Raw genomic sequence first — 22453 nt, 5'->3', positions numbered from 1 at the left:
CGCCCGGGGAGGCGTTTGCGCTATCCAGTCCGTTGTCACAACAGTGTCCCCGCACACCAGGCGCCAGCGGTCCGGCTGGGTGCACATGGTGTGGTCGATGCCCGCCGGTTCGGGAAACTGCGCCCCTTTCGAGATGGCGGGTCGGCACACTGGCCCGGTGACTTCCTGGCTGCACCGCTGCTGGTTCGGGCTCTGGGCCCGCCTGCACCGCGATTCCGACGGCACCGAGCCCACCGCGAAATGGACTGCCCGCGCCATCTGGGCCCTGCTGACCGGGGCAACCCTCGTGGTGCTGGGCCACGCAGCCACCTGGGCATCCCGGGCCCTGGGCGCATCCCCCGCCCTGACCGCATGGCTCGGCGTGTGGCTCCTGCTCTCCGTGTGCACCGTCGCGGTGATCGCGATCGGTGCCGGACCAGGCCGCACCCGCCGGCCGGCACTGACCGCGCTCATCCTCGTGGCCGGCGTCGTCCTGCTGGCGGCGTTGTCCTGGCCGTCCTGACACCCGCCCAGTACAACGCTGGCAGACTCACCACTCCAGGAGACCGGCCGACGCTCCTCAGGACAGCGGTGCCCAACTCGGGACTCACCGCGTTCTCCGTGGCGCGTAAGACGGCGGGACCGCCAACCGGACAGCTCGCCATCGGCGCAACCGAAGCGGCGGGTGGCTTCGCACTCGGCGCGCACCGTCTATCACGCGCACGAGGCGGGGAGCCGCGAGGGCTTCACGAAGACTATGGTCGAATGCAGCTGCCGCCGCGTCGGCGCCGGCCCGGCGAGCCGCGATGGTGTCGCACCCCAGTTCCTGCCGCCAGCGCAACGCCACCCCCACCACGCCGAGGGCGGCGACGACCAGCAGGGCGGGAAGCAACGGCAGTAGCCCGATGCTCAAGATCAGCAGCGCCGCCGACACGGACGAGGTGACAATTCGGATCAGGGTGTCCCGGCGTACAACGTGGCCAAGTTCGTGTTCCACAACGAACGGGAGCCCCGCCGCGCCCAGCGGCTCCAGCCAATACGCACCCAGAAAAACGTGTGCCTGACGGCCGCCGTGCACAGTGCGGGCATCGTCCCAGACCCCGAAGACGAGGTTGTCGCTCACGGTGACGGATACCCTGCAGTCGACTTCGTCGGCGAACTCCTCGAGCCGGCGTGTCACCGCGTCCATCTGCCGGGCGACGAACGCTGCCTCCTCATCTTCTGCACCAAGCTGACCGAAGTGATCCCTGACTCGGTGCCACCGCCAGCCCTGGGACATGGCCCCCTCCCAGAGGGCGTACCTCCGGGCGGATACCCGAACCAGAGCCCAGACGGCTCCGGACCCGATGGCGAAGGCGATCACTCCGGTGGGGCTCGCCACGCGCGTCACGTACCGGGCGACCAGTACGCCGCCCGCCACCGTCGTCAGCGCAATCTCGGCGAGCCATGACCGCACCCACATTCCCCCGCTCCCCATGACCATGACCGTGACCCTACCGATCACGTCACCGGCTCATCTCCGGCCTGGAGCCGCTCGCGGCTGGGGGCTGCCGTCACCCGGGTATGGCGGTCAGGCAGAGGGGCGCCGCCTGGTGCCGCCGCCGCTTCCGTTCAGCGGGACCAAGGTTTCCAGATGAGCGCCCTTGACCCAGGATCCCAGTAGGTCGCGGTGCATGGCCACGATGTCCTGGCGCAGGGCCAGGCCCAACGCGTCCCTCGTGAACGCGCGGCAGGTGGTGACGAACAACGCGACGTCGGCTCCGTGTTCGAGACGGGCGGTGCCGACGAATTTCTGCATGTCCTGCGAGGGCACGCTTCGGTGCGGCGCGTATTTTTTGCACTGGACGACGAGTTTCCTGCCGTCGGCCAGGTAGCCGACCACATCCGCGCCCAGATCGCCGCTCTTGCCGCTGACGACGACCTTCGTGCAGCCGTCCCGTCGACACAGCTCCGCGATGTACGTCTCGAACTCCTGCCACGACAAGGCGTCGACCTGAGCCATCGACAACTCGCGTGCCCGGGCCTCCTCCTGCGCCCGCCACGCGCGGTCCTGGCCGACCGCGCGGCGGTGAGCGCGCAGCAGCGTCCATCCGGCACCGCCCACCACGGCCGCGGCGAGCACGGCTACCAGGACGGGCCACACCACAGCCCAGTGCCGGGCCACCCACACCGCAGCGGCCAGCGCCGCCACCGCGCCCCAGCCCTGCAGTTGCCTGCGCGTCCGCTTCCTCAAACGCCGGCGCCGTTGACGTGCCGCCATCACTCCCCCTCTCCCCAGTCCTGTTCACCGCGGTGGTCGCCGGCGGGCGCCGTCCGGCCCGTGCATGTGCGGGGCCTCATCGGCCGGCCTGGGTGACGCCGCTCGCAAGCTGTCCCAGGATGTTCAAGATCCACTGGCCCGCGGGGGTGGGTGCGAGCAGGACGCCCAGCGCCAGGACGATGACGACGGTCAGCTTCTCGTCGAAGCGGCTGCGGGCCTCCGTACGCCGCCGCAGCCGGAAGAACACGATGACTGCGAGCAGCAGCGTCACGTTGATGGTCAGCAACCGTCCCGACCTCCCCCAATACGACCGGCCATCACCAGGCGGGACGGCAGTACGCCGCCCCAGCCTCTTTATGTAGCGGGGCCTTGGTGATGTTGGGGCTGGGTTGCCGACGAATGGCACAAAGCCATCGGACCTGGCCGAATACCGCACGGTGGATCACCGTGGACGGTCGCGGCGACGTAGGCGACGTTCATGGGCCGCCGGAGAGATCGTCGACCCGTGAGACGCCCAGTTCGACCGGCTCAAGAAACAGGTCGACGAGCCGCAAGGAGCGGGTCGCCACCCGAGATGAGCAACTGGCCGAGCTGACCGAGTTCAAGATCCTGGCGATCTCCCGGCTGGCTGCCCAGTACGACGAGATCGAGCGCCTGCGCACGCAGGTCGCCGAGAACTCACCACTGCGAGCCGTACCGAATGTGCGGGACAGCACCTGAAGGCCGCGAGCTGCTACGCAAGGGCGCCGGCGCGAGCGGCGAGGGCGCGGAGTTCGGGTGTGGTGCGGCCTGACAGCAGGAGTCCGGAGATGAGGGACTTCACCGCGGGGCGGGAGTGCGTCTCCTGGGGCGCTTGGTGCTCGGCCGCCAGAAGGGAGCGAACGCATTCGTCCCGGCGTCCGCGTTGGGCCAGGGCGGCTGCTACGTCGGTGTAGTAGCGCGCCCGGCGTTCCACGCTGGGCAGGCTCTGCGGCGGCAGTGCACGGGCGGCGGCCAGGGCCGCGGAGGGGTCGCCGGTGGAGAACTCGGCCGAGATGCGATGGAGCTGAACGGTGGCCGGGCTGAAGCCGCTGCCGTGGTCACGCAGCGCAGTGGTGCCGCCGAGGCCGGCGGCGATGGCGGCGGCCTCGTCCGTCAGCTCCCGCATCCCCTCCCGGTCGCCGCGCCGTGCGGCGCTGTATGCAGCTGACTGGATCAACAAGCCGCGTTCAGCGGCGCCGCTGCGGGACGCGCGAAGGGCTGGGTCGTCGGCGGCGTTGAGCGCGATCGACAGTGCCTGGTCCTCCCAACCGGCGCGGCGGGCGAGGACGGCCAGGTTCCGGGCGGCCTCAGCCACGGCGAGGGGGTGTCCGGCGGCTTCAGCCACCTGGCGTGCGCGGTCGGCAGCCATCCAGCCGAGCTGCTGCTCGTCCAGTTTGACGAGCATGCGGGTTGCGAGGAGGTAGCTCTGCCCAAGGATGTCGAGGTGGTCTCCCTCGTCGGCGGGGCCGAGTGTGTGCCCGACACGGATCAGGCGGGGCAGACGGACGGCGAGACTGGCGTAGTTGCAGGTGTGGAAGTCGGCGTGCACGCGGGCGAGTTCGACGGGCATCTGCTCCGGGGCCGAAAGGTCGTGGTCCTGGCCGATACCGAGCATCGCGTCCCGCAGACGACCGACGAGGCGCTGTCCCACCGGGACGTCCTGGGCTGCTTCTGCCCCCGGTGCCGGGAGCGAGACGCCAGCGGTCGCCGCGGCCGAGAGAGCCAGGAATTTCCGTCGCCGCACTGAGTCGTCACCCTCCTCCCGCTGAGTTCGTCCCAGCCTAGGGCCGGGAAGGCGCGGGTAGGCGAGATCAGGGGCGACAGGGTATCCGTGTTGGGTCTCCACTGGGGGCGAAGTCGCGGTGAGCCCGAACTCCTTGAGCGGAATGTCGAGGACATCAGCGAAACGTCTGAGCACGGCGATGTCCGACAGCGACGAGTGGCCCCGCTCGTACCGGGAGATCTGAGAGGCGGAGTAGCCGGTTCGGTCACCGAGATCAGCGAGCGTCCAGCCCCGAGCCTGGCGCCTGCTGCGAATCAACTCGCCGGGTGTTCTTGGCCGTTCGGATCGATCTCGCGCTGTGCTGAATGGCATCCACGCCCCCGTCGATAGCCGAGGTGGCCCCCGCCCACCGTAGACCGGGCTGCCGGGCAGCAACAGCGGTTTTGCACCAGATGCAAACGGCCTTGCAAGCCACGGCAGCGCCCCTGCCGCTGGCGGACCAGGTGCGGTGCTCTGGAACTTGCCAAGGCCCGCAGGAGGCGGACCGACGTGCTTTCACCGAGGGATGTGAACGCGGATGAGCGTACGCAAGAAGGCAGCCGTCATCGGGCTCGGCCACCAGGCCCTGGAGGACCACCTGCCGGGGCTGGCCGACTCCCAGTTCGCCCAGCTCGCCACGGTGTGCGACACCGACTCCAGCAAGGTCGCCGCCCAGGCCCAGCAGCACAACGTGCCCGGCTTCACCGACGTCCGCTCCCTGCTGGACGAGGTGCGCCCGGACTTTGCCATCGTCGCGGTGCCCCACCACGCCGGCCGTGAGGTCATCGAGGCCTGCGCGGCGGCCGGGGTGCACGTGATGAAGGAGAAGCCGTTCGCGACCAGCCCGGCCGAGGCCGCCGGGCTGGTGGCGCTGTGCGACAAGGCCGGCATCGAGCTGATGGTCACCGTCCAGCGCCGCTTCCACCCCGTCTACACCGCGGCGGTGCAGCTGCTGGAGCAGATCGGGCAGCCGTACCTGGTCGAGGGCCGCTACACCTTCCACTGCGCCGACCCGGCCGCCGGCTGGCGCGGCCGGGCCGCCCTGGCCGGCGGCGGTGCCCTGATGGACATGGGCTACCACGTCATCGACCTGCTCATCTGGTACCTCGGCCTGCCCGACCGGATCCTGGCCGACACCTCCACCGCCGCCCTCCCCGAGGCGGACTACGACGCCGAGGACACCGCGCTGGTCCATCTGGCCTACGACTGGGGCCTGTACGGCTCCCTGCTCATCTCCCGCTCCGCCGGGCCGAAGACCGAACAGATGACGGTGACCGGTCCCCGCGGCGCCGTCGTGATCGAGCGCGGACGGGTGCGGCGCCTCGCCCCGGACGGGCAGCTGATCGAGTCCCTGACCCGTGAGCCGGCCTGGCCCTCCGCCGCGACCGCGCAGATCGACTGCTTCTGCCGCGTACTCGACGGCGAGCGGACCAACCCTTCCGGCCCGAGCACCCACGTGGCGCACGCCGCGTTCCTGGCCGCCGCCTACACCTCCCAGAGCTCTCTCACGCCCGCCGACCCGAAGGAGTACCTGCTGTGACCACCTCGCCCCTCGCTCTCCTCGGCGGCCCGCCCCTCCTCGAACTTCCCGGGCCGCACTTCGCCTGGCCCCCGATCGAGGACCGCGACGTCGAGGCGGTCACCGCCCAGCTGCTGTCCGCGGTGTCCATCCCCGACCGCTCCGGCATCGTCGCCGACCTGGAGGACGCCTTGGCTTCCTTCCTCGGCGTCCGCCACATCGTCACCACGTGCACGGGGACAGCCGCCCTGCACTCGATGTACGCGGCTGCCGGCATCGGCCCGGGTGACGAGGTGATCGTTCCGGCGCTCACATTCCATGCCACGGCCACCCCGCTCTTCCACCTCGGTGCCCGTCCCGTGCTCGCCGACGTCGACACCCGCGGGCAGCTCGACCTCGAGGACGCCGCCCGCCGCATCACGGCGCGGACGAAGGCCGTTGTCGCCGTCCACCTGTGGGGCCTGCCCGAGAACGTGGACGCCCTCGCCGCCTTCAGCACCCGGCACGACCTGATGCTGCTGGAGGACTGCTCCCACGCCCACGGCGCCACCTGGCGTGGCCAGCCGGTCGGCTCCTTCGGCTGCGCCGCGGCCTTCAGCCTGAACGGACCCAAGCCGCTGTCCGCCGGTGAGGGCGGTTTCATCGCGACCGACGACACTGAGCTGTACTACCGCGCGCTGCTGCACGGCCAGTACAACAAGCGGTGCCGCCGCGAAATCCCCCCCGACCACGCCCTCGCTCGGTACGCGGTCACCGGTATGGGGCTCAAGCTCCGCATTCACCCACTGGCAGCCGCACTGGCGCACGCCCAACTTCCCCGCCTGAAGGGCTATCTGGCCGGACGAGAAGCGATCGCCGACCGGATGCGGAGGGCTCTGCGCGGAGTGCCGGGCATCGACGTGCCGCACTCGCCGTCCCATGCCGGTCCGGCCTGGTACGCGCTGCCCCTGCGCTACCGCCCGGATCAGCTCGCCGGCCTGCCCGTCGAACGGTTCCTCGAAGCCGTCCACGCCGAAGGCGCCAGCGAGGTCGACCTTCCCGGCTCGACCCGCGCTCTCGGCGATCACCCGCTGTTCCACACCCCCTCGGCGCTCCTGCCCGGCTACGCTGGCTACCAGGGCCCCGCCGCCGACAGCTTCACCACTGCCCGACGCGTGCACGGCAGCACGGTGAAGCTCCCGGTGTGGCACCGCGACCAAGACCTCCACCTCGCCGACGCGTACACCGCGGCCATCATCAAGGTCGCCGAACACCACAAGGACCTCGTGAAGTGAACGCACCCGTCGACGCCGCCCTCCTGGGCGACCTCATCCACGCCGCCGACGCCGACGGCATCACCAAGCACGTCGTCGGCGCCGTCATCCCCAACGCGGAAGGCAAGGTATTGCTGCTGCACCGCGCCGCCGACGACTACCTGGGCGGCCTGTGGGAGCTGCCCTCCGGCGGCGTCGACGCGGGCGAGACCCTGACCGAAGCTCTCCACCGGGAAGTCGCCGAGGAGACCGGCCTCACGGTCACCGTGATTGAGACCTACCTCGGGCACTTCGACTACCTCTCCAAGAGCGGCAACAAGACCCGACAGTTCAACTTCACCACCCACGCCACCCACGAGAGCGACACGGTCAAGCTCACCGAACACGATGCACACCTGTGGGCCAATCGTACGGAACAGGAGCAGGTCTCCAGCGCCGTACGGACCGTGCTGGCAACCTGGCGAGAGGAAGAGGAAGCCGCGTGAGGGATACAGGTGCCCGCGACGCGGCGTCGGCCCTTGGCCCCCTACGGCCGGTCCGGGCCCGTGTCACCGGGCCGGACAGCGGCATCGACCTCGAGCTGGTGCAGCGGCTCACCTGGCAGGCCCCCAGGGACGCCACCGACACGGCGGCAGCGCTCCAGCTCCTGCGGGTTCGGAACGCAGAGCCCGACGCGTGATCCGCGCCCGGCCCAGGTCGAGCGGCAGGCCGTCGCCGGCGAGCTGGAGAAGCATCTGCGGGAAGTGGAGCCGTTTCCCATCACGGTAGGCAGCATCCTCCCGGCGTGGGCGTCGCGGCGGCCACGCACCGTGGGCACTGATCCGCGGGGTCATCCCGGCCGATCCGCCCAGCCCTCCGAGCGCAGCGCGATCCGTCCGCCCTCCAACGATGCTCGTACAGGTGAACCGCGCCGTGGCCGCCCCAAGTGGCCAGCGCGTCCGGTTCGTGGCGCCATCGACTCGCCGTGCCTGCACAAGAGCAACTTGCCCGGCTCCAGGGCAGGTTGACCGACGTCACGCACACCCCCCTCATGCTCGGCGACCCACCTCACGGTCCGCCGCGAGGACGTTGCGGGCGTTCAGGTCGCCGTGATGCCAGCGGATGACGTTGAGGGACAGTCGATGCGGCCACGCCTGTTCCCAGCAGGCGAGCTGCATAGGGGCCGAGCGCGGGGCGATCCCACTCGGCGGGCTTCTCCGTCACCGGCTGAGGGCGGTGCTCCCGGTCGGCGTTGCCCGGCCGGTGGACCGGGGCCGACACGTGGTGTCAGTGCCCTGTGGTGGAGTTGCCGCGTGGCCTGGCATGTCAACTCGCGGAGGAGTACCGATGGTTGAAAACGAGGAGCATGGCGGCGAACGGTCGGAGGACGGCGATGCGCCCGCCGGCTTAACCCAGCGCACCGCAGTCCCGGACGGAGGACCGGACCCTGACCTGCTGCTGGACTCCCCGGTTCGGGACCGTGGTCCTGCTGGGCCGAAACGATGGGTCTCGCGTGAGGAACTGCGCGGTGGGGTGCTGATCGGCGCAGCGGCGGCCGCCCTCGCAGCGGTGGTCGGGTTCGGGCTCTGGCTGGGAGCCTGGCTGAACGAGCACTGGAGGATCTACGCCGTCGTGCCGCAGGTGGCGTTCATGCTGCTGGCCGTCTGGGGCCTGGCCAGCGACCAGCGCCGCCGGTGGGAGGAACGGCGGGCCCGGGGCGTGCGGATGTCGCTGGAGAAGATCGACGCTCTGCACCACCGCGACTTCGAGTTCGCGGTGCGGGATCTGATGCGCCGCGACGGTTTCGAAGCCGAGCGGGTCGGCGGAGCGCACGATGACGTCTGCGACGTACGCGGTGTCGACGCAGATGGCCGGATCTGGGTCGTTCAGTGCAAGCACAAGCGGGACGGCTGGGAGGGCAAGGCCATCGGGGTGGAGGTCCTACAGCGGCTCGCCGGCACGGCGAAATCGGTCCACGGGGCCCACTTCGCGGTCATCATCACCAATGGCCGGTTCACCCTTTCGGCGGTGGAGCGGAGCGAGACCTACGGGGTCCACTTGATCGATCGGGGCCGGCTGGAGCTGTGGGCCGCCGAGGGCCGGCCCCTGTGGAAGTTCCTGGAAGGGGTCAAGCCCGCCCGGCGCCTGCCGGGACATCGGCGCCGGCAGCGGCCCGAGTCTACCCGGGCCTCCGCGGTGCCGGCCTCGGGCCATCAGGGCCGACCGAGGGCCCGGTAGATTCACCCGGCGCCGCGCCAGTCGTCAGCGCTCAGGGTGCCGCGGGCGTCGATCACCTTCGGGTTCGCGACGCGGGAGGCGAGGTGGGCGGGGTCGATGTTCCGGTAGGCGGGCCACTCGGTCAGGTGCAGCAGCAGGTCGGCGTCCTGTGTGGCGGCGATCGGGTCGTCGGCGAGTCGAGGGCGGGGTGGGGGTTACGCGCGTTGTCGAGGGCCTTGGGGTCGGTGACGGTGACGGCGCCGCCGGGGTCGTGCAGGGCCTGGGCGAGGGCGGGCGAGTCGCGGATGTCGTCGGTCTCGGGCTTAAAGGCGGCCGCCCCAAACGGTGATCCGCTTGCCCCGCACGTCGCCGCCGAGCTCCTGGCGGCCCAGGGTGACGACGCGCTCGCGGCGGCAGGCGTTGACGGCGTCGGCTTCGCGCAGGATCCCGGCGCCAGGCCGGCGTCAAGCTCGTCGGCCGGGCGATGAAGCCCCGCGGGTCCTTGGGCAGGCATCCGCGTCGCCAACCTCTCCGAACAGCACACCTAGGTCGTCCCCGATAAGTCGCGTGCCTGCTGCGGCTGCGGCAACGAATCACAGGGCGGTCCGATCTCGGAACCGGGAATGTACCGTCCCAAGGTCGTTAGCCATTAGCCGCCCACATTGATGCGCTCGACGCCATCCGGAAGGCACTATCAGTTTCATGACGCACCTGCTGCCGATCACGGACCGAGCATGGACCATCGCCACCGTTTCCTACCACAGCCCCGGTGCCCGCGAACTCACACAGTCCCTCCATCGTGAGCAGATGGCGACGTACGGTCGAGCCGACGACCCCGACGCCTCCGAACCTGCCGAATTCGCCTTTCCAGGCGGCTCGTTCCTTGTTGCTGCCCGCACGGACGGCACCCCCTTGGCGTGCGGCGGCTGGCGTACCGCTGCACCCGCCACCGCCGAGCTCAAACGCATGTACGTCTTACCAGCAGCCCGCGGCCGCGGGCTCGGACGGGAGATCCTCAATGCCTTGGAGGATGACGCCCGGAGGCGGGGCATGACCGAGGTAGTCCTTGAAACCGGCGTCAGAAACTTTGCCGCGCTCGCGCTCTACACCAGCTGCGGATACACCCTGATCGACCCCTACGTCCCAGGCCGAGACCCCCAGATCAACCGAGCGCTGAGCAAGGTCCTGGATCCCAATGTGCCGCAGTCGACGGCTAAGGCCCCGCTCAAATAGTCAGTTTGAAGAACCGCTCTGGCCGCGCAGCAACTCTCTCCGCCGCACCCACGTCTCTTCCGCAGTGGTGACCGTCGACACCTCGTCATGGGACATCCAGGAGGTATTGCAAAGGGCTCGGTCTTGGGGTCGGAGCCTTCAACGAGTCCCCATCCAGACGATCCGGTCGCCGAAGCCACCTCGCGCCGCCGCCTTGGCCGCGCGGATCTTCTCCAACTGCTTCACGTCGACCCCGAGGTTGTCGGCGAGCGCGTACACGACCTCCAGCACGTCCGCCAGTTCCTCCGGCGCCGCGTCGTCGTCCGCGTCCAGGAACTCGGCGACCTCCTCAGCGAGCTTGTCCCGCAGCCGAGCGCGATATTCATCCGCGGAGGCTGCGTAGATGACCGGTTCACCTCCGCCGTCGCGGATCATCTGCGGGATCCGGTTCCGCACCAGCTTGCCGGCCCCGCCGTAGCCGTTCACCGACTGCCTCCCATCGCGCCGCAAGACAGCGGATAGATGCCGTCCTTCATGCCGAGGCAGTTTAGAGGAAAGGCTCCACGGCTTGCGACGCGACGCCGGACGACGAATTCTTCTGCGACAGCCCAGGCGAAGCGGAATGCACTCATAAACAACCGCCGGAAAGCTCACTATATGTCCGACATGGGATCATATCGGACTCGCAGTTCCCCCATTTCCTGCGCTTCCTCCCCGAAGTCGTTTGCTTTTCCGTTTGATGCGGTATTGAATGTGGCAAGTACAGCAATCAGGCGACTCGGCCCTGAATCTCTCGTTCTGAATGAAGGAATATTATGGCTCAGAAAGTGCAGGTCCTTCTTGTCGACGACCTCGACGGCGGCGAGGCGGACGAGACGGTGACGTTCGCGCTGGATGGCAAGACGTACGAGATCGATCTCACGACCGCCAATGCGGACAAGCTGCGCGGCCTTCTCGACCCCTATGTGAAGGGCGGTCGGCGTACCGGGGGCCGTGCCTCCGGCGGCCGTGGAAAGGCCCGTGCCGCCGTCGGCGGCAGCCAGGACACCGCGGCGATCCGCGCCTGGGCCAAGGAGAACGGCCTGGAGGTCAACGACCGCGGCCGTGTCCCTGCTTCCGTCCGCGAGGCGTACGAGAAGGCCAACGGCTGACAGAAGGCCGGGAGGGGGTCGGTTGTCCGCACGGGGCAGGAGCCATGGCCGGCCGCGGTATCGCGCTGTCGACTCCGGCATAACGCCAGTTTCTGAACCGGCCGGGGCGCCCTGCCTGCTCGCACGGGACATCGCCTTGCGCGCTGCGCCACTTTCCGGCTCGGTCAATTCCAGGGTCGCGCGAATTCGACACCTTCACCTGACGGCTCCCATCCCGGCGACCGTCAGGAATGGCTCGGCCTGGTCCACAGCGCGGCGCCCGCTCGCGTCTTCCTCCACTGCTGGCTGGTGGTTGCCGCGAGCCCTCATGCGTACCGGCCCTTGAAGGCGTTACGGTCGATCGAACTGAGCCGGTGGGCGCTCCGCCGTGCCGGGTGGACTCTGCTGCTGGGGAGTGCGCGTCGTGATTCCTCTTTCGCTCGAAGCCGTCGCCGCTGCCGTCGATGGTCGGCTGTGTGACGTGCCGGATGCGTCCACTCTGGTGACCGCGCCCGCAGGGGTCGACTCGCGCACGGTGGAGCCCGGAGGTCTGTTCGCTGCGCTGCCGGGTGAGCACACCGACGGGCACGCCTTCGCGGCGGACGCGGTGGAGGCCGGCGCAGTCGCGGTCCTGGCCGCCCGGCCCGTCGGTGTCCCGGCCGTGGTTGTCGAGGACGTGCTGGACGCGCTCGCTGCGCTGGCCCGCACGGTGCTGGCTGCCGTACCCGAGGCGGCGGTGATCGGGCTGACCGGATCGGCGGGCAAGACCACCACGAAGGACCTGCTCGCGCAGGTCCTTCCCGAGCTCGGGCCGACGGTCGCGACGGTGAAGTCGTTCAATGGCGAGATCGGTATGCCGTTGGCGGTGACGCACCTGGAGCAGGGCGTGCGCTACCTCGTCCTGGAGATGGGCGCCCGCGGCATCGGCCACATCACACACCTCACTGGTATCGCCCCGCCGTCGGTCGGCCTGGTCCTCAACGTGGGCACCGCCCATGTCGGCGAGTTCGGCGGGCGCGAGCAGATCGCCCAGGCCAAGGGCGAGCTCGTCGAGGCGCTCCCGGCAGGCGGTCTGGCGGTCCTCAACGCCGACGATCCGCTGGTCGCCGCCATGGCCTCGCGTACCTCCGCCCGGGTGCTGACTTTCGGTGTCGACGCGGACGCCGACGTCCGCGCCCTGGACGTCACGGTCGCCGCCTCGGGCCGGGCCTCCTTCACCCTGACCGCATCCGGCGCCAAAGCGCCGGTCGAGCTGTCCCTTCACGGGGCGCACCAGGTGTCGAACGCCCTCGCCGCGGCCGCGGTCGCGATCGGGCTGGGCGCCGGCGTGGAGAAGACCGCGGCTGCGCTGTCCCGCCCGGTCCTGGTGGCGCCGGGGCGCATGGAGGTCACCGACCGGCCCGACGGAGTGCGGATCATCAACGACGCGTTCAACGCGAACCCCGACTCGATGAGGGCGGCCTTCGCGGCCCTTCAGGCCATGGCGGACAGGCGCCGGGCCATCGCCGTCCTGGGCGAGATGAAGGAACTCGGCTCGGACGGTGGCGAGGAGCACCGCCAGGTCGGCCGTCTCGTCGCCACCGTGGGCATCGATGTGCTGATCGCGGTCGGCGGCGACGACGCCCGGGCCATGGCCGACGTCGCCCAGCGGGAGAACCCTCGTCTGCAGGTCGTGGCCGCCCGCGATCGCGACCACGCTCTCGCCCTGGCCCGCGAGGTGGTCCGGCCCGGAGACGTCGTCCTGGTCAAGGGCTCCCACAGTGTCGGGCTGGAGCACGCAGCGGAGGATCTGGCCCAGCCCGACACCATGACCGACGACCGCTGACCGAGGCCAGCGGGGCGGTCCGCGGCCAGCCCGGCAGTGCGGTGCTGAGAACGCAGCGGGCCACCCCACGCATCCCGTCGGCACCTGACGAAGCCTCTCACCGGGTGGGGGCTGGAACTCCACGCGGCCCGCAGTGTCTCGGCCCCGTCCGGGTTCGCCGCGCGCAGCGGTCAGGGCGCCTCTACTACAACGCCGCTGTCGCCGCGTCGTGTTGAAGGAGTCCATCCCTGATCGAGTGAACCCAAGGGGCCGGGACTCACTCTTGTGCGAACAGGCGTGGCAGATTTCGCGGTGCACGTCGGTGGTTCATCACCGGCGTCCGCCTCATGCCGCCGACGGCGGAGTAGGAGCGAGTCGCGAGAAGCCCGGGTGCCCCATGGGACACCGTCCGGGTCGATCGTCTTCGGGCGTTGGCAGTTGGACCGAACGGGGCGGGGTTGCGTCGAAACTCATCAGGGGTGTCGGCCTGCATCTCGCCGGCACGAGGCTTCGGCTCTCGGGCGCGTGTCACGCTCCCGAGATGCGGGGGCGTCTGCATTCGCCCGGCACGCCCGGGTGGAAGGACGACACCATGGCCGTAAAGCGACCTGATGGCAATTACCCGTACATCGGCACCGATACCTACGCTGAGCGTCTCGCGGAGGCCATCGCGAACACGTGCGAGGACTTGGGGCTGGTGCCTCCTCCCCGGCAGGCGATCATCGAGGGTCTCGCCTGCGCTCTCCCGGACACCGAGATCAAGAAGCTGGTGACGACGCAGCGCGGCAGGAAGGTGCTGAAGTCCACGGCCTACCGGGAAGTCCAGGCCGGAGCCGACAAGGTGCTGCTGCTGATGTGCGACGTGCACGGCGCCGCGGTGGTCCCGTGGGATCTCAACGACCGCACCGTCAGCTGCTGGACGCCGCCGAGCCCGGAGGCCACCCAGCGCGTCAAGGACCTTGTCGCGATCGAGCTTGTGCTGCTCGAGGCGCAGAAGACGGCGAAGAGCGCCGAGAAGGAGCGGGATGTGCGTCGTCGCGCGCCCGGCGACGAGACCTACACCGCTGAGGCGCTCAAGGCAGCCGAGCAGAAGCACGTGGATGCGCTCCGGCACCTCAACAAGTTGGAGAAGGAGCGGCAGGCGCTGCTGACCGCTCTGGGCAACCGCCGGCCGCGGCCGGTGGTCCGGGCGGCCGAGGAGGACGGTGAGCCGAAGGCGGCCCTCACGCTCGCCGAGCAGCCGTACGAGGTAGCCGTCCACGTGCAGAGGTACGCCGCCGACTGTCTGCAGCGCGCAGGGCAGACCCGGGGCTACGACCTGGTCGAGTCCCTCGTGGACGCCGGCCAGCTCTCCAAGGGCATGAACGTCCTCCAGCAGTGGCAGATCACCAACCCCGACGGCACGGTGACGCGGATCTGGCGTATGGCCGCCGTGACCGCCAACAACCGGGCGCTGGCCCGTCTGGACGTCTTCGACGTGCGTCCGGAGCACCTGGTCACGGGCATGCCTCAGTCCCTTGTGTCGCTGCCCAAGGAGAAGAGCGACCCGTCGCTACGGCTGCTGAACCTGCGAGAGGTGTTGAACCGGATCTCCGCCCGGCTCAACGAGGCCGGCACCCAGCCGGAGACGTCTCCGGAGGATCCGGCGATCCGGGCGGCCAAGATCGCCACGGTGCCGACGGAGATCGTCATCGGCTGCACCAAGCCAGCGGCACTGGAGCATGTCCTGCGGGCTCTGAACGTCAACGATCATCTGCGCGGCATCCAGCCCTACAACGAGGACGCCCGCCTGGTCGCCCTGTTCGCCACGCTCGTCGACTCCTACGCGAGTCAGTCTCTCCTGGGACCCGCGCTCGTCGAGGCGTTTCCCCGCGCGCGGGGCGCGGAGCTGCTCGATCTGCTCGGGGTGCGCGATGCCCTGACCGCCAACGGACCGCTCGATCCGCTGGAGCCGCTCGTCCCCGCGGAGGAGGAGGTGTCCCCGGTGGTCCTGCGCGACGTCGCTGTGCGGGCCATCACCGCGCTCGTGTTCCCGGAGGTCCCCCCGGCTCCTGAACAGGCGGCGAACAGGCGCCGGGACACGGGCCGGTTCTGGCCGGTGGTGAAGGGGACGCTGCAGGAGCCGGCGTGGAGCCAGGTCAGCGGGAAGACCGCCGGTGCCCGTACCCGTCTGTGGTCGGCCGCGGTCGCCCAGTTGTTCCTGCACCGCGGCAACATCCTGTCCGCCCTGGGACTGTTCGGTGTCGAGGAGACCAAGGAGGGGTCCAGGCAGGACCCCAGGCCGCTCAAGGAGTTGCTCCTGGGAGCGGAGGCGGGCGATCCGACAGCGTGGGGCGCTCTGGTCCAGCGGATGGCGCCGGCACTCATGCACGCCCCCGAGCCCTTCATCACTCCCGGTCAGGGAAGCGAAGCGGGCCAGGGCCGCAAGGGTGTGCGCCGGACCCCCAGCAGCGCACTCGCGTCCTTGACCCTGGCGTACACCTCGAAGAGCCCGGCCATCAGCCGGCCTCTCCTCCTCGCGTTCGCGGCGTCCGTCCTGAAGCACCCCGACGCCACCGAGCCCCCCGCCGCCGAAGACGGGAGCCCTCTGGTCCGCTACAGCGAGCGCCACCTGACCGCGGACGAACAGAGCCCCATCACGGCAGGGATGGTCACCATCCCCGACCTTGGAGGGCGGCCTACCAGGTACATCGCCGACAAGGAGTGGTTCGACGAGACATTCCCGGTGGAACTCGGCCGGCCGGCACCGGCTCCCACATCCAGCAGCGGTGCGGTCCCTGGGGCGTCGGCCTTGCCCAGCGGCCAGGCTGACAGCGACACTTCCCGCGGAGAGGCTCCGCCCGACCCCCGCGAGCAGCTGGCTGCTTTGCGCCGGGAGCTGCCTGCCCGAGTCGAGCTGGTCGAAGCCAGTTACCAGCGCGCGATCGATTCCGCCCACACCCTGATGACGGACTTCGAGGAGGCACGCCGCCTGCGGGGCCAGCTCGGCGCGGAACGGCTGCCGGCACAGCAGCGGATCGAGTGGATGGAGAAACTGGCCAAGGCCCGGGAGTCCGCGCAGGGCAGCGTGACCACGCTCAGCCAGGTGGAAGCGCTGATCCTGCAGATCTGACCAGTAGCGCTGGCCACGCCCCAGGGGCGGCCCGGGGTGTGGCCGGCACCCCGAGCGGCGACCGCCGTCGCGCGCTGGAACCTGTTAGCCGACGCAGCGCCGCTGTTCCCGCGCTATCGCGCTGAAGATCGCTGTGTTCGCGGCGACCGGCGACGACCATGCCTCGGATGGCGTTTCGCCGAACTCGCCACCCGCTGGGCGCACGCACGCTGGGCAACCCCCGGCTACGGGGATGACCAGGGCGGAACTGGCCCAGGCCGTACGCGACTGGGGCATCAACGACTGACCACGCATGGTGTACTTCGCGCTGCCCTCCGGATTCTCGCAGAAGACCGATCCGGCGGCCGCCGAACCGGCGCCCTGCCGACCAGTATTGGCTCCGACCAGATTCGAAACCACCGCGCGCAGCCCCGATCGAGCGGCGTGGAGCCGCGGGCGACGTCCTGTTGGCGGGATCAGCCGCACACCGCCTGAGGGGGGATCCGTCGCTGGGCACAGGTGGTCTTTGGAGGAGATATCCGCGAAGCGGCCCCCGCGGGGGCCGCTTCGCGGATATCTCCTCCAAAGACCACGGGCCTTGCTGTTGGGGGTGTCCCCCGCCTAGCGAATACACAGAGTGATGGCGGCCAGGAAGACCGTGGGGCAGGTGCCAATTGGCACCTGCCCGTAGCTTCGGGACTATCGGGCCTAGGGGTGCCGGTAAGAACTCTGTCACCAGCCGCAAATGGCGGTGATCTTGTGGGGGTGTCACCCGTGTGGGTGAGTCCGGGGTCGTACAGCTGCGCGGGGTGAAGTCCAGGGAGGACGATCGACGACCGTGGCGCGTACCCCTTTGGACCTGGACGACCTGGTCGAGCACTGGACGCTGTTGAAGGACGAGCAGGGGCTCGTGTCCGGCAAGCGCGGTGCGACGCGACTGGGCTTCGCGGTGTTGCTGAAGTTCTACACGCAGTACGGCCGGTTTCCCCGGGGCCGGTTCGAGCTGCTGGGCGAGGCAGTGGAGTTCGTCGCCCGGCAGGTACAGGTACCGGCATCCGAGCTGGATGCGTACGAGTGGAGCGGCCGGACGGTCGAGTACCACCGTGCGCAGATCCGCGGGCACCTGGGCTTTCGTGAGTGCAGTGTCGCGGACGCGGAGAAGCTGGCGGCCTGGCTCGCCGAGCACGTCGCGTGCAAGGAGCGGCAGCCGGAGCAGGTGCGGGTGGAACTGCTGGCCCGTTGTCGTACGGAGTGCATCGAGCCGCCCACCCCGGGGCGGTGCGACCGGATCGTGGCCGCCGCGCTGCGGAGCGCCGAGGAGACGCTGACGGCCCGGATCTTGGCACGGATCACGGCAGAGAGCATCGAGCGGATCGTGGCCCTGGTCGCCGGCGCCGACCAGGAGGACGACGCCGTGAGGCGCTCGCCGCGCCGCCGGCCGTTGAGGTGGCTGAGGTAGGTGCCGTCTGTTTCCGGGAAGGAACCTTCGAGGAGAGGCCTCTTCCCCCGTAGAAAACAGCACAATCGACTGCTTTCCGGAAGGATTTCCGTGCCTGCTCGCCGCATCATGACGATGCTTGCGTCCACATCCCTGGCTGTGACCGCCCTGCTGGGGTCATCCCCGTCCGCCCAGGCGGACGACCCCGTCTTCTGCGGGATCCCCGTCGGCGGAGCGATCCTCGCCAAGTACAAGGACTACAACTACGACCGGGGATTTCTCGGCTGCCCGAAGACGACCGAGCTGGTCAACCCGGACGGCGTCGGCCGCAGGCAGGAATTCACCGGGGGAACCGTCTACTGGAAGCCCGCTACGGGCGCCCATCCCGTTGGGGGCGCCATCGGCGCGAAGTGGGCGGACAAGAACTGGGAGTCCGGTCCGCTTGGGTACCCCACGTCGGACGAGCTGGCGAACCCCGACGGATTCGGCCGCCGTCAGGAGTTCGAAGGCGGCTCCGTCTACTGGGCGTCCGCCTACGGCGCGCACCCCGTATGGGGGAAGATCGGGAAGCTGTGGGGGGATTACGGCTGGGAGGGCGGGTCGTTCGGATATCCCACCTCGGACGAGAAAACCGACACTGCGTCGAACCAGACGTACCAGAATTTCTCCAACCGGCAGAGCACGCTGTTCTGGAGTTCCGGACACCGGGAGGAGGGATGTTCGGGAGAATGCACGGGCTATCTGACCGAAGCCGCCACGGACTGGTTCAAACAGGTGCGCGTCGAGATCCCCGCCGCTTTCCCGAACGAGGTGGTCATCCGCGCCTATCCGACGGACGCAGGATTCCGCAACGCGGCCAGTGATCTCGGCGGCGCCTGGGACCAGCTGTGGACGATGGTGCCGCCCCCGCAGCAGCTGTCCGTCCAGTCGAAGTACAACTCGGAGTATGAGCAGTTCATCTGCCATGCGAATTTCGTCTTCCCGGATCCGCTCAATTCCTCGGGGTGGAGCACGGGCGACAGCTGGGATGTGGAGTCCTGGCGCGCCGACGTAGGGACCAGCAACGCACTGTCTCCCGTCTTCTTCACGCTGCACAAGTGCAACTGGGATCCGCAGAACCCGAGCTAGACAGCAACGGCCGCCAGCATTCCGTGCTGGCGGCCGTTTTTCTGGCTCGACCCGGCCCGCCTGGACGAGGTCCTCGACGCCGAGTTCTGCCAGGCTTCCTGAGCCCTCACCGCATCGGCGCGTGCACCGATGCCGCCACCGCCATCGCGTACGCCGAGGAATACCTGGAAGGACTCCACAGCGACGACCAGGACGCGGCCGTGCTGGTGTGGCGGTCAGGGGCGTCCGGCCACACCCCTCACCGTGGCAGAAGTGCGGCGACTCCTGGCAGCACTCGCCCCACCCCAGGTTCCGCGCCGAAATGCCTGCGAACGGGCGCTGAACTGGTCACGATGGCGGCGCCGGCACCAGACCGGCGTCCGCAGATGTCACTACCAAAGACGCACTGCCGCTCGTTCGGCTGGTGGTCCAGGTGAATGCCCAGCCGAGCATCCGTCAGCCCACTAGACTCACAAACAGCCGCCTGACCAGCGAAGATAGCGAACCGCGGACTGCGCGCCGCCGAGGCGATGGGCAAGGAGGGCGGCCGCCGCCCCGCCGTGGCGGCCGACAAGTCCGACGCCGTCCGCACCGCCTAACTGGAGGGCCGGTCCATCGCCGCCCTCATGCCCGACCACACAGCTAGCGTTACACCCTGCGCGTCCTCGCCGTACACCGACAACTCCTCGCCCGCTGCCAGCCGCTCGACGGCGGGCAGGGCCTCCTCGCAGTCCCGGCCCAGCGCAAGGCTCGTCGAGGAGAACCGGGTCAACACCATGTCCCACCAGCAGACTGCGGACCTAACGCCGGCGCGGCAGATGTGAACCCCGAGCCCCGCCGCCATCCTCCACGCCTCACCGCCTACCGTGCACGAGCTCGTTAGGCACTGTTTCTCGGATTCCTGCGCGTTGCGGGCATTTGTGGAAGGGCGCTGCCGTGTCGAACCGTGCGAGGGCTCGTTCACCGTCCATGTAGCAATTCCGGGTACTGACCACGAGCACCCTTGCCGTCACGTCCTTGCCGACGGGGTGCGGTGCTGGAAGAAGCAGACGGCCGCGAAAGAGACGCTCGCCGTGATGTGGGAGCGACGGTAATGATGGGCCGGTGCTGAGTGGTGGATGTGGGTTCGCTGACGGGGCGGCCTTCGGCTTCGACCCAGGCGTGTGCTGCGAAGGGCTGGCTGCGCACGCCGGTGCGCCAAGTGGGCCAGGTGCCGTGCATGCGGCACAGCAGCGCGGTGGCCAGGGAGCGTTGCAGGCAGCCTTCGCCGGCGCAGGCCACGCTGAGCGCGACGACCTGGTCGCGGGCGGCTGCGGCTTCAGTGTAGGTGGCCGCCTGGGCTCCCCTTCGTGCAAACTCCATCAGTCGGCGGATCCGGCGCGGCGACAGCTTGGCCAGTGCCCAGGCAAGGGTGATGGCCACCCGTGCGGGAGGCTGCCGCCACACGGCGGGGCGCCGTGGCGGCTCAGGCAGGGCGGTGGCAGCACTCATCGACGCTTCACCCACCGGAACTTGCCTGTGGGCCGGACAGTCTCTTCGGGGCCCCCGGAGTCCTGGGTGTCGGTGGTGGCGATGCCGGCGTCGGTGAGCTGCTGCAGGAAGTGCTTCAGGTCGATGGCGACCCGCTCGAGCAGGTCGGGGCGGCCGCCGACCAGGTTCGCGGCAGCGTGGGCGGGGTCGGCTCCGTCGAGCAGGGCGCGCAGGGCGGTGGCCGCGGGCTGGTTGAGTTCGAAGTAGCGCCCGGTGCTCTCGTCGAGGATCACCATGCCGGTCTCGGTGGCGGTGAGGCTGATGTGCGGTTCCAGGCGCAGGATCATGAGCGGCGCTCCGGGAAGGCCGCGGTTCGCCCCGGCTCGGCGTGGCCGGGATCGGTGGTCGAACGCAGCCAGTGCTCGCAGGCCAGGGTGAATTCGAGGTGGACGCCGATGCGTGGGCCCGGTGCGAGCAGTGTCTGGCGCAGGGCCGCGGCGTCGAGCAGACCGCGGTCGGCCAGCAGGGAGCCATCCACCAACGCGGCCAGCTGCCCACGCTGCGCGCGCAAGGCCTGGTAGGCAGCGGCGGTCCCGGCACCTTTGGTCGCCCGGGAGTGGAAAGGCCCGGGAAGGATGCCGCCCAGGGCGGTCTTCAGCAGCGGCTTGTAGGCGTAGGGGGTGCCGCGTTCCTCCAACCGGACCGCGAGACACGCGTCCAGCACCCGGTCGTCGAGGAACGGCAGCGCGATCCAAGGCGCGGGGTGCTCTTGGCGCAAGTGCCGGTAGAGACGGGCGGCGGTGTGCACCCGGTGCACGCTGGCGTGCTGGCCCCGGTCGCCCGCCAGAGGCTCGGCGGCGCGGGCGGCCTCGTGCAAGGTGTCGGCGACCAGGGCACGGGCGGCAGGACTCGCCCAGGGCGCCAGGGTCAGCGGCTCACCCCAGCCGAGCGGGGGACGCGCGGGCCGCACGTTCCTCAGCCGGGCGGCTTCACCAGCCAGCCACTGCGGATATGTGCACAGGTCGGTGAGCGCGCGCAGGGCCGCGCCCTGGGGCCAGCGGCGGCGGGCGCGGTGCCCGCGCAGGTGGCGCAGGGCCGTCAGCGGGTGGCGCCGGGCCAGGTGGTGCAGGTAGCTCGGCAGCGCCTGGACCACCTCGTCACCCCCGTGGCCGGCCAGCTGCACTGCCACGCCCCGGCGCGTGTAGGTGGCGGCCAGGAACGCCAGGTCGGCGCGTCCGCGTAGCAGCGGGGCCGCGGCATCCGTCGCCGAGGCGACCGCGTCTAGGCCGGCGTACTGCCCCGGCATGCTCGCCTCGGCGACCTCCAGCGCCAGGGCCTCCTGCGGGGCGTGGTCCACGTCTTGGGCCTGCGGGTCGAGCAGGTGCTGCCTGGCGACAGCGGCCCAGTACGGATCGTCGTTGGCGGGGTCCTGATAAGTCACGGTCAGTGTCACCGGCACGGTCCCGCAGTCGCGGGTGAGGAAGGCCAGCGAGGTAGAGTCCAGACCCCCGGACAGATCGCAGCCCACCACACGGCCCGCGGTTGCCTCGCCGCTCACGCGTTCGGCCACGGTCTGCCGCAATGCCTCACGCACTCCCGCGGCCCCCTCGGCCAGCGGCAGGTGAGCGGCAGGCACCTGCCACCACCGGCGCATCCTGGGCGAGTCCTCGCCGCAAACGGTGAGCGCGCAGCCCGCCGGCACGGCCTCCACTCCCGTCCACGGGCTCAGGTCGTCGGCGGGAGCAGGCGGACCGGGGGTGAGCATGGTCAGTGCCAGATACCGCTCGTCCAAGGAGGCGCCGGTCATATGGGCGAGAACGTCGGCCCGGTCGGCGGCCACCGTGATCCCCTGCCAGCGCGTCCAGAACACCCGCCGCAACCCGGAGGCCGTGCCCTGCAGGCGGTACCGACCATGCGCGGAGACCGCCACATGGCAACTGCCCCGCACCAGCTCGGCCACTTTGTTCACGTCGACCAGATCCGCGGTGTCCCGGACCCCGGTCAGGCAACGGCGTACCTTTTCCCTCGGGCCGTCGGCGCCTCCATGTACGGCCGCGGTGCCCGGCGCATGGCCGAGCACCGCCAGCCGGGTGCCGCCCACAGACACGGAGTGCACTTGGTCAGCCGGCATGTTCCCCACCAACCACGGGCGGCCTGAAGCATGTGAGGCCAGCGGCACCTGCCCACCCCCCAACTGCTCCGCGGCGAGCT

At 70.0% G+C, this 22453-nt stretch carries 23 protein-coding genes and 1 pseudogene; 13 read left to right on the top strand and 11 right to left on the bottom strand.

Annotated elements, in window-relative coordinates; translation table 11 throughout:
- The first annotated feature begins 157 nt into the window (after positions 1-157).
- Positions 158-502 carry a hypothetical protein gene (locus ACZ7EC_RS24650; protein ID WP_471065731.1) on the top strand — a complete coding sequence of 115 codons (345 nt, stop codon included), beginning with the start codon at positions 158-160 and terminating at the stop codon, positions 500-502.
- Positions 503-586: 84 nt separating this feature from the next.
- On the opposite strand, the gene ACZ7EC_RS24645 is transcribed toward ACZ7EC_RS24650, so the two are convergent.
- The 3 genes from ACZ7EC_RS24645 to ACZ7EC_RS24635 all read right to left on the bottom strand — a co-directional run bounded on the left by ACZ7EC_RS24645 (position 587) and on the right by ACZ7EC_RS24635 (position 2525).
- Positions 587-1462: a M48 family metalloprotease gene (locus ACZ7EC_RS24645; protein ID WP_471065729.1), complete on the bottom strand. Its 876-nt coding sequence runs from the start codon at positions 1460-1462 to the stop codon at positions 587-589.
- 87 nt (positions 1463-1549) lie between these two features.
- A complete protein-coding gene (locus ACZ7EC_RS24640; protein WP_471065727.1) occupies positions 1550-2239 on the bottom strand; it encodes a restriction endonuclease in 690 nt (229 codons plus the stop codon).
- 76 nt (positions 2240-2315) lie between these two features.
- Positions 2316-2525: a hypothetical protein gene (locus ACZ7EC_RS24635; protein WP_471065726.1), complete on the bottom strand. Its 210-nt coding sequence runs from the start codon at positions 2523-2525 to the stop codon at positions 2316-2318.
- Between the two features lie 161 nt (positions 2526-2686).
- Here ACZ7EC_RS24635 and ACZ7EC_RS24630 point away from each other — a divergent pair, with 161 nt between their 5' ends.
- The gene (locus ACZ7EC_RS24630) at positions 2687-2959 is read left to right on the top strand and encodes a hypothetical protein (protein WP_471065725.1); all 273 of its coding nucleotides are present in this window, start codon (positions 2687-2689) and stop codon (positions 2957-2959) included.
- 13 nt (positions 2960-2972) lie between these two features.
- Here the strand turns inward: ACZ7EC_RS24630 and ACZ7EC_RS24625 are convergent, their stop codons facing one another.
- Both ACZ7EC_RS24625 and ACZ7EC_RS24620 read right to left on the bottom strand, forming a co-directional pair.
- Positions 2973-3911 (bottom strand): XRE family transcriptional regulator, encoded by a 939-nt coding sequence (locus ACZ7EC_RS24625; protein WP_471065776.1) that lies wholly within the window; start codon positions 3909-3911, stop codon positions 2973-2975.
- A gap of 231 nt (positions 3912-4142) precedes the next feature.
- A pseudogene (locus tag ACZ7EC_RS24620) lies at positions 4143-4355 on the bottom strand (helix-turn-helix domain-containing protein); the annotation flags it as partial.
- Positions 4356-4560: 205 nt separating this feature from the next.
- On the opposite strand from ACZ7EC_RS24620, the gene ACZ7EC_RS24615 reads away from it, so the two are divergent.
- From ACZ7EC_RS24615 to ACZ7EC_RS24595, 5 genes are all read left to right on the top strand, one after another.
- Entirely contained in the window at positions 4561-5562 is a 1002-nt protein-coding gene (locus ACZ7EC_RS24615; RefSeq protein WP_471065723.1) for a Gfo/Idh/MocA family protein, read from the top strand.
- Complete coding sequence (locus ACZ7EC_RS24610) at positions 5559-6815, top strand: DegT/DnrJ/EryC1/StrS family aminotransferase (protein WP_471065721.1); 1257 nt, start codon at positions 5559-5561, stop codon at positions 6813-6815. The genes ACZ7EC_RS24615 and ACZ7EC_RS24610 overlap by 4 nt, the downstream gene beginning before the upstream one ends.
- A complete protein-coding gene (locus ACZ7EC_RS24605) occupies positions 6812-7279 on the top strand; it encodes an NUDIX domain-containing protein (RefSeq protein WP_471065719.1) in 468 nt (155 codons plus the stop codon). The genes ACZ7EC_RS24610 and ACZ7EC_RS24605 overlap by 4 nt, the downstream gene beginning before the upstream one ends.
- On the top strand, positions 7276-7473 hold the full coding sequence (locus ACZ7EC_RS24600; RefSeq protein ID WP_471065717.1) for a hypothetical protein: 198 nt from the start codon (positions 7276-7278) through the stop codon (positions 7471-7473). The genes ACZ7EC_RS24605 and ACZ7EC_RS24600 overlap by 4 nt, the downstream gene beginning before the upstream one ends.
- Positions 7474-8120: 647 nt before the next feature.
- Entirely contained in the window at positions 8121-9011 is an 891-nt protein-coding gene (locus tag ACZ7EC_RS24595; protein ID WP_471065715.1) for a restriction endonuclease, read from the top strand.
- A 2-nt stretch (positions 9012-9013) separates the two neighbouring features.
- Here ACZ7EC_RS24595 and ACZ7EC_RS24590 read toward each other — a convergent pair whose 3' ends face one another.
- Positions 9014-9136, bottom strand: coding sequence for a hypothetical protein (locus ACZ7EC_RS24590; protein ID WP_471065774.1), 123 nt, complete (start codon positions 9134-9136; stop codon positions 9014-9016).
- Between the two features lie 556 nt (positions 9137-9692).
- Between ACZ7EC_RS24590 and ACZ7EC_RS24585 the strand changes: the two genes are divergently transcribed.
- Positions 9693-10223 carry a GNAT family N-acetyltransferase gene (locus tag ACZ7EC_RS24585; protein WP_471065713.1) on the top strand — a complete coding sequence of 177 codons (531 nt, stop codon included), beginning with the start codon at positions 9693-9695 and terminating at the stop codon, positions 10221-10223.
- A gap of 138 nt (positions 10224-10361) precedes the next feature.
- On the opposite strand, the gene ACZ7EC_RS24580 is transcribed toward ACZ7EC_RS24585, so the two are convergent.
- Positions 10362-10688, bottom strand: coding sequence for a nucleoside triphosphate pyrophosphohydrolase (locus ACZ7EC_RS24580; protein ID WP_471065711.1), 327 nt, complete (start codon positions 10686-10688; stop codon positions 10362-10364).
- 329 nt (positions 10689-11017) lie between these two features.
- Here ACZ7EC_RS24580 and ACZ7EC_RS24575 point away from each other — a divergent pair, with 329 nt between their 5' ends.
- The 5 genes from ACZ7EC_RS24575 to ACZ7EC_RS24555 all read left to right on the top strand — a co-directional run bounded on the left by ACZ7EC_RS24575 (position 11018) and on the right by ACZ7EC_RS24555 (position 18793).
- Complete coding sequence (locus ACZ7EC_RS24575) at positions 11018-11353, top strand: histone-like nucleoid-structuring protein Lsr2 (protein WP_471065709.1); 336 nt, start codon at positions 11018-11020, stop codon at positions 11351-11353.
- Positions 11354-11756: 403 nt separating this feature from the next.
- Positions 11757-13157: a UDP-N-acetylmuramoyl-tripeptide--D-alanyl-D-alanine ligase gene (locus ACZ7EC_RS24570; protein WP_471065707.1), complete on the top strand. Its 1401-nt coding sequence runs from the start codon at positions 11757-11759 to the stop codon at positions 13155-13157.
- Between the two features lie 520 nt (positions 13158-13677).
- Complete coding sequence (locus ACZ7EC_RS24565) at positions 13678-16248, top strand: hypothetical protein (protein WP_471065706.1); 2571 nt, start codon at positions 13678-13680, stop codon at positions 16246-16248.
- Positions 16249-17065: 817 nt separating this feature from the next.
- Complete coding sequence (locus ACZ7EC_RS24560) at positions 17066-17686, top strand: DUF4158 domain-containing protein (RefSeq protein ID WP_471065704.1); 621 nt, start codon at positions 17066-17068, stop codon at positions 17684-17686.
- A 138-nt stretch (positions 17687-17824) separates the two neighbouring features.
- Positions 17825-18793: a hypothetical protein gene (locus ACZ7EC_RS24555; protein ID WP_471065702.1), complete on the top strand. Its 969-nt coding sequence runs from the start codon at positions 17825-17827 to the stop codon at positions 18791-18793.
- A gap of 574 nt (positions 18794-19367) precedes the next feature.
- Here the strand turns inward: ACZ7EC_RS24555 and ACZ7EC_RS24550 are convergent.
- The 4 genes from ACZ7EC_RS24550 to ACZ7EC_RS24535 form a co-directional block, all read right to left on the bottom strand.
- Entirely contained in the window at positions 19368-19550 is a 183-nt protein-coding gene (locus tag ACZ7EC_RS24550; protein WP_471065700.1) for a hypothetical protein, read from the bottom strand.
- A 182-nt stretch (positions 19551-19732) separates the two neighbouring features.
- On the bottom strand, positions 19733-20194 hold the full coding sequence (locus tag ACZ7EC_RS24545) for a lasso peptide biosynthesis B2 protein (protein ID WP_471065698.1): 462 nt from the start codon (positions 20192-20194) through the stop codon (positions 19733-19735).
- Positions 20195-20259: 65 nt separating this feature from the next.
- Complete coding sequence (locus ACZ7EC_RS24540; protein ID WP_471065696.1) at positions 20260-20589, bottom strand: lasso peptide biosynthesis PqqD family chaperone; 330 nt, start codon at positions 20587-20589, stop codon at positions 20260-20262.
- Positions 20586-22373, bottom strand: coding sequence for an asparagine synthase-related protein (locus ACZ7EC_RS24535; RefSeq protein ID WP_471065695.1), 1788 nt, complete (start codon positions 22371-22373; stop codon positions 20586-20588). Before ACZ7EC_RS24535 ends, ACZ7EC_RS24540 begins: the two co-directional genes overlap by 4 nt.
- Between the last annotated feature and the right edge of the window lie 80 nt (positions 22374-22453).

This window comes from Streptomyces sp. NPDC037203 (genome assembly GCF_055605065.1).
This window is presented reverse-complemented; position numbering and strand designations above follow the sequence as displayed.

Bases quoted from the DNA above. Each gene is read 5' to 3' on its own strand.
- ACZ7EC_RS24645 (WP_471065729.1), bottom strand. From the start codon at position 1,462: ATGGTCATGGGGAGCGGGGGAATGTGGGTGCGGTCATGGCTCGCCGAG.
- ACZ7EC_RS24640 (WP_471065727.1), bottom strand. From the start codon at position 2,239: ATGGCGGCACGTCAACGGCGCCGGCGTTTGAGGAAGCGGACGCGCAGG.
- ACZ7EC_RS24615 (WP_471065723.1), top strand. From the start codon at position 4,561: ATGAGCGTACGCAAGAAGGCAGCCGTCATCGGGCTCGGCCACCAGGCC.
- ACZ7EC_RS24595 (WP_471065715.1), top strand. From the start codon at position 8,121: ATGGTTGAAAACGAGGAGCATGGCGGCGAACGGTCGGAGGACGGCGAT.
- ACZ7EC_RS24585 (WP_471065713.1), top strand. From the start codon at position 9,693: ATGACGCACCTGCTGCCGATCACGGACCGAGCATGGACCATCGCCACC.
- ACZ7EC_RS24575 (WP_471065709.1), top strand. From the start codon at position 11,018: ATGGCTCAGAAAGTGCAGGTCCTTCTTGTCGACGACCTCGACGGCGGC.
- ACZ7EC_RS24565 (WP_471065706.1), top strand. From the start codon at position 13,678: ATGCGGGGGCGTCTGCATTCGCCCGGCACGCCCGGGTGGAAGGACGAC.
- ACZ7EC_RS24550 (WP_471065700.1), bottom strand. From the start codon at position 19,550: ATGGTGTTGACCCGGTTCTCCTCGACGAGCCTTGCGCTGGGCCGGGAC.
- ACZ7EC_RS24540 (WP_471065696.1), bottom strand. From the start codon at position 20,589: ATGATCCTGCGCCTGGAACCGCACATCAGCCTCACCGCCACCGAGACC.
- ACZ7EC_RS24535 (WP_471065695.1), bottom strand. From the start codon at position 22,373: ATGCCGGCTGACCAAGTGCACTCCGTGTCTGTGGGCGGCACCCGGCTG.